At 73.0% G+C, this 6,161-nt stretch carries 4 protein-coding genes; 1 reads left to right on the top strand and 3 read right to left on the bottom strand.

The features are described 5' to 3' along the window. Positions 1-93: 93 nt before the first annotated feature. Positions 94-1,731 carry an ABC-F family ATP-binding cassette domain-containing protein gene (locus AB0917_RS06860; protein WP_366818419.1) on the bottom strand — a complete coding sequence of 546 codons (1,638 nt, stop codon included), beginning with the start codon at positions 1,729-1,731 and terminating at the stop codon, positions 94-96. A gap of 130 nt (positions 1,732-1,861) precedes the next feature. On the opposite strand from AB0917_RS06860, the gene AB0917_RS06855 reads away from it, so the two are divergent. Then, positions 1,862-2,794 (top strand): FAD-dependent oxidoreductase, encoded by a 933-nt coding sequence (locus AB0917_RS06855; RefSeq protein WP_366818421.1) that lies wholly within the window; start codon positions 1,862-1,864, stop codon positions 2,792-2,794. Between the two features lie 27 nt (positions 2,795-2,821). Here AB0917_RS06855 and AB0917_RS06850 read toward each other — a convergent pair whose 3' ends face one another. Together AB0917_RS06850 and AB0917_RS06845 are read right to left on the bottom strand one after the other, a co-directional pair. Continuing rightward, positions 2,822-4,570, bottom strand: coding sequence for a BCCT family transporter (locus AB0917_RS06850; RefSeq protein WP_366818418.1), 1,749 nt, complete (start codon positions 4,568-4,570; stop codon positions 2,822-2,824). A 72-nt stretch (positions 4,571-4,642) separates the two neighbouring features. Continuing rightward, positions 4,643-6,019 (bottom strand): M14 family metallocarboxypeptidase, encoded by a 1,377-nt coding sequence (locus tag AB0917_RS06845; protein ID WP_366818416.1) that lies wholly within the window; start codon positions 6,017-6,019, stop codon positions 4,643-4,645. Between the last annotated feature and the right edge of the window lie 142 nt (positions 6,020-6,161).

The raw sequence follows: 6,161 nt of genomic DNA, 5'->3' as shown, positions 1-6,161 counted from the left end.
GCTGGGGGGCGGGGGGCGCTCCCCCCGGGTGGTCGGGGGGGGGGCCCGCCGGGGGCGCCCCCCCCCCGCCCCCGTACTGCTCCGTAGGCGCGCTCAGACTTCCTTGACCCGGCCGTCGGCCACCTCGATGCGGCGTGTGGTGCGGACCGCCTCCAGCATCCGCCGGTCGTGGGTGACCAGCAGCAAGGTGCCCGTGTAGCTCTCCAGGGCCGCCTCCAACTGCTCGATGGCGGGCAGGTCCAGGTGGTTCGTCGGCTCGTCGAGCACCAGGAGGTTGACGCCGCGCCCCTGGAGCAGGGCGAGGGCGGCGCGGGTGCGCTCGCCTGGGGAGAGGCTGGTGGCCGGGCGCATCACATGGTCGGCGCGCAGGCCGAACTTGGCGAGCAGCGTGCGGACTTCGGCCGGTTCCGTGTCGGGTACGGCGGCGCAGAAGGCCTCCAGCAGCGACTGCGATCCGAGGAAGAGCCTGCGGGCCTGGTCGACCTCGCCGACCACGACGCCCGAACCGAGCGCGGCGTGGCCGGAGTCGAGCGGGAGCCGCTCCAACAGGGCGGCGAGCAGGGTGGACTTGCCCGCGCCGTTGGCGCCGGTGATGGCGACCCGGTCGGCCCAGTCGATCTGGAGGGAGGCGGGGCCGAAGGAGAAGTCACCGCGCACCACCTGGGCTTCGCGCAGGGTCGCGACGACCGATCCGGAGCGGGGGGCGGTGGCGATCTCCATCCGCAGCTCCCACTCCTTGCGCGGCTCCTCGACGGTGTCCAGGCGCTCGATCATGCGCTGGGTCTGCCGGGCCTTGGCCGCCTGCTTCTCGCTCGCCTCGCTGCGGGCGTTGCGGCCGAGCTTGTCGCCGTCGGTGGCCTTGCGGCGGGCGTTCTTGACACCCTTGTCCATCCAGGAGCGCTGCATGTGGCCGCGCGCTTCGAGGGCGGCCTTCTTGTCGGCGTACTCCTCGTACCCCTCGCGGGCGTGCCGGCGCGCGGTCTCGCGCTCCTCCAGGTAGGCCGCGTAGCCACCGCCGTAGAGGTTGATCTGCTGCTGGGCGAGGTCGAGCTCCAGCACCTTGGTGACCGTGCGCATCAGGAACTCGCGGTCGTGGCTGATGACGACGGTCCCGGCGCGCAGTCCCGAGACGAAGCGCTCCAGGCGCTCCAGGCCGTCGAGGTCCAGGTCGTTGGTGGGCTCGTCCAGCAGGAAGACGTCGTAGCGGGAGAGCAGCAGCGAGGCGAGTCCGGCGCGGGCCGCCTGGCCGCCGGAGAGCGCCGTCATGGGCAGGTCCAGGCTCACGGTCAGCCCCAGCTCGGCGGCGACCTGCGCGGCCCGCTCCTCCAGGTCGGCGCCGCCGAGGGCGAGCCAGCGCTCCAGGGTCTCGGAGTACGCGTCGTCCGCGCCCGGAGCCCCCGCGACCAGGCCCTCCGTCGCCTCGTCCATGGCGCGCTGGGCGTCGGCGACCCCGGTGCGGCGGGCCAGGAACGCGGCCACGGTCTCGCCCTCGCGCCGCTCGGGCTCCTGCGGGAGGTGGCCGACGGTGGCGGTGGGCGGGGAGAGCCGCAGCTCGCCCTCCTCGGGGCGGTCGAGCCCGGCGAGCAGGCGGAGCAGGGAGGATTTTCCGGCGCCGTTGACTCCGACGAGACCGATCACGTCTCCGGGGGCGACGACGAGGTCGAGTCCGGCGAAGAGTGTGCGGTCGCCGTGTCCGGCGGCGAGGTCCTTGGCGACGAGGGTGGCAGTCATCAGGGGGCCGATTCTAGTCTCCGGCGCTCCAGGCCCTTCGCCCTGTGCCCCTGGCCTCCGGATTCCGTTAGCGTCCGTGCAGCGACGGGCGTGCACCCGTCGACCGGGGTACGGACGACAGGTGACGGGAGTGACCGTGGTGACGGATGTGATCGTGGTGGGCGGCGGGGTCATCGGGCTCACCACCGCCGTGACGCTGGCCGAGCGCGGGCTGCGGGTGCGGGTCTGGTCGCGCGACCCGGCCGGGGCGACGACCTCGGCGGTGGCGGGGGCGCTGTGGTGGCCCTACCGGATCGAGCCGGCCGAGCGGGTCGGCGCCTGGTCGCTGGAGACGCTCGCGGTGTACGAGGAGCTGGCGGCCGGGCCCGGGGGGACCGGCGTACGCCTGGTGGCGGGGGTGCACGGCGGTGAGCGGTTCGCGGCGCTGGGGGCCTGGGCCGCGGAGCTGAAGGGCGCGGTGGAGGTGGCCGAGGGGCTGCGGGTGACGCTGCCGCTGCTGGACATGCCGGTCCACCTGGCGTGGCTGGAGCGCCGGCTGGTGGCGGCGGGCGGCGCGGTGGAGCGGCGTGCGGTGGCGGGGTTCGAGGAGGCGGCGGCGCATAGTCCGGTGGTGGTGAACTGCACGGGGCTGGGGGCGCGCGAGCTGGTGCCGGACGCGGGGGTGCGGCCGGTGCGGGGGCAGCTGGTCGTGGTGGAGAACCCCGGGATCGGGGAGTGGTTCACCGAGGCGGATCCGGCGTCCGCGGCGACGACGTACTTCTTCCCGCAGCCGGCCGGTCTGGTGCTGGGCGGTACGGCGCAGGTGGACGACGAACGCCGGGAGCCCGACGCGGCGGTGGCGCGGGAGATCGTGGCGCGGTGTGCGCGGGTCCGGCCGGAGATCGCCGGCGCCCGGGTGCTGGGGCACCGGGTGGGGCTGCGGCCGGTGCGGGAGGCCGGGGTGCGGATCGAGGCCCAGGCCCTGCCGGGCGGTGGTCTGCTGGTGCACAACTACGGGCACGGCGGTGCGGGGGTGACCGTGGCCTGGGGCTGCGCGCGGGCGGCGGCCGCCCTGGTGGGCTGAGCCGCCGCCGCGCGGTGGTACTCGGGGTCAGTCGTCCTGGGGGCGCTTCTTCACCGGGGCCTCCTTGTGGCGTTCGTCCGTGGTGACCGTCGTGCCGGGGCCGATACGGATCTCGAAGTCGCCGTCGTACTTGGCGTGCCCCTCGATCACCGCGGACTCGACCGCCTCCACGCCGAACTCCTGGCGGACGATCTGCGGGTCCCTGCGCAGGTCCCGCATCAGGGCCACGCACATGCCGAGCATCACGACGACGAAGGGGGCGGCGACCAGGATCGTGAGGTTCTGGAGCCCCTCCAGCGCGTTCTCCTTGCCGTCACCGATGAGCAGCATGACCGCGGCCACGGCCCCGGTCACGACACCCCAGAAGATGACGACCCACTTCCCCGGTTCGAGGACGCCCCGCTGGGAGAGCGTGCCCATGACGATCGAGGCGGCGTCGGCACCGGAGACGAAGAAGATGCCGACGAGGATCATGACCAAAATGCTCGTCACGGTGGCGATCGGGAACTCCTGGAGGACGCCGAAGAGCTGCGCCTCGGGGGTGTCGGCGCCGGTGAGCTTGCCCGCCTCGTCCACCTTCATGGCCGTGCCGCCGAAGACGGAGAACCAGATCAGGCTGACGGTGCTGGGGACCAGGATGACGCCGCCGACGAACTGGCGGATCGTGCGGCCGCGGCTGATCCGGGCGATGAACATGCCGACGAAGGGCGTCCAGGAGATCCACCAGGCCCAGTAGAAGACGGTCCAGCCGCCGAGCCAGTCGGCCACCTCACCGCCGCCGGTGGCCTCGGTGCGGCCGGCGAGCTGTCCGAGGTCGCTGATGTAGGCACCCAGCGAGGTGGGGATCAGGTCGAGCACGAAGATCGTGGGACCGGCGATGAAGACGAACACGACCAGCAGCAGGGCCAGCACCATGTTGATGTTGGAGAGCCACTGGATGCCCTTCTCCACACCGGAGACCGCGGAGGCGACGAAGCCGACCGTCAGCACGGCGATGATGGCGACGAGGAGGCCGGTGCCGGCCTTCTCCAGCCAGTCCAGCTCCTGGATTCCGCTGCCGATCTGGAGCGCGCCGAGGCCCAGCGAGGCCGCCGAGCCGAAAAGCGTCGCGAAGATGGCCAGGATGTCGATGAAGCGCCCGAAGCCTCCGTGGGCGTGGCGCTTGCCGATCAGCGGCTCGAAGACCGCGCTGATCGTCTGGCGCCTGCGCATCCGGTAGGCGCTGTAGGCGATGGCGAGGCCGACCACCGCGTAGATCGCCCAGGGGTGCAGCGTCCAGTGGAAGAGGGTGGTGGCCATCGCCGTCTGCATGGCCTCGGCCGAGTCGGCGGGGTCGGTGCCCGGCGGCGGGGTACGGAAGTGGGCCAGGGGCTCGCTCACGCCCCAGAACATCAGCCCGATGCCCATACCGGCGCTGAACATCATCGCGACCCAGGAGATGGTCCGGAACTCCGGCTTCTCGCCCTCCTGGCCGAGGGAGATCTTCCCGTAGCGGCTGATGGCCAGCCAGAGGGCGAAGATGACGAAGCCCGAGGCGGCGAGCATGAAGGCCCAGCCGCCGTTGTGGATGAGCCCGTTGAGCAGCTTGCCGGAGGCGGTCTCCAGCGAATCGGTGGCGGTCGCGCCCCAGATGACGAAGGCGAGGGTGAGGACCGCCGTGACGCCGAACACCACCCGGTCGGTGGTCGGGGCCCTCGTGCTGACCGGGTCGGGGGGGAGGTCCGCCGTGACCGACAGTTCCTCCCGGCCCTCCGCCGGCTGGTCGTCCTGGGACACAAATGCACCTTTCACCGAGTCCGAAAAACGCTCTCCGTAGGCAGTACCACACCTGCCTACGTTCTCGAAGGATCAACAAGCCGTATCGGCTTGACCATAGGTGAGGGAATGGGCCGCCCGCCGGTCGAGGAGCAGGGGGATCAGGTTTCGGGCCGACTGGCGCAGCGGCACATACGCGCCATCGCCGTCCCGGTGGGCCCGGACGCCGTGCAGGGCGAGCGTGTCCTTCACCGCCGCGTACCGGGCCGCGTCGAGCCGGTAGCCGCACGGCGGGTCGGTGAGGATCTCGCCGGGTGCGGCCGGTTCGTTGTCCGCGCCGTCCAGGTGGACGGGGCCGCGGTCGGCCGATCCGGTCAGGCGCGAGAGCGCGGTGGCCGCCCGGATGCGGGCGCCCTGCTCCTGCGCGAAGTCGAGGAGACCGCCGAGCGCCGTGCGCTGGGAGTCGACCCTGCGGCGGTGGTTGAGGGCCGGGTCGTCCTTCTCGGCCTCGCTCAGGGCGTCGATGCGTGACTCGACGAGGAGGCCGACCGCGTGCTTGAGGCCGGAGGTGTTGCGCAGGATGCGTTCCTGGCCGTCGCCGGCGGTCTGCTTGACGGGGTCGCCGGTGGCCGGATCGGTCCAGATGCCGTAGTGGCCGCCGGCGGTCGCGGCGGGCCGCACGTACTGCTCCGAGAGGGTCCGGGACGCGCTGCGGATCCGGCTCGACACGTTCAGGTTGCGGGGCCACAGCACGAAGAGGTCCTTGTCGTAGTACGGCTGCGTGGCCACGTACTCGTGCAAGTCGTAGATCACATCCGGCCGTTCGTCGCGGATGACGGCGGCGATGGCCCGGCCCTCCGCAGTCTCCAGGGCGATGTGGTCCCGGTTGATGTCGACGCCGTCGGCGTTGCCCCTGGTGGCGGCGGCGCGCCCGTCCGGGTTGGCGGTGGGCAGCACCAGCACCGTCGTACGGGAGAGGAGGGCGCGGGTGGCGCGGTCCTCGGCGAAGGCCAGGTCGCGCAGGGTGGTCAGACAGGCCTCACGTCCGGCGGGCTCGTCCCCGTGCTGACTGCAGATCAGCAGGACCGTGGTGGCGGCGGGGCGCTGCTCGCCGATGCGTACGAGCTGGAGGAGGCGGCCCTCCTTCGTGGTCCCGATCCGGTCGACGCCGACCCGGTCGCTCGCCCGGTCCACCGCCCCCAGGAAGGCCTGCTCCTCCCCCGGCCCGGTCCAGCGCGCTCCCTCGCTCGTCTCGAACCCGGTGCGCGGCGGACGGGGCGCGGCCTCGGCGGGTGCGATGGCGAAGGGGACCGCCAGCGCCGCCAGGACCCCGGCCACCACCGCACTCCGGCGCAGGCCGGCCGGGCCGCGGCGCCCCGCACCGGACGGCGGACGCCCGGGTCCGGCGACCGGCCCGAGCCACGGGTGCGGGCTGAGCATACGGAGCGCGCGGGTGGTGCGAGGGGTCATCAGCGGCTGCCTCCCGGAGTACGAGCGGAGTACGGGCGGTGTACGAGCGGTGCGTGCGGCGTACGGGCGCGGGGTGCGGCGTACGGGCGGAGTACGAGCGCGGCGTGCGCAAAGTGGGCGCGACGGACACCACGCTCCCCGC

The sequence above is a fragment of the Streptomyces sp. NPDC007346 genome (assembly GCF_040703535.1).
Classification (GTDB): Bacteria; Actinomycetota; Actinomycetes; order Streptomycetales; family Streptomycetaceae; genus Streptomyces.
The sequence above is the reverse complement of the archived record's forward strand: the minus strand, read 5'-3'. Positions and strand labels throughout refer to the sequence as shown.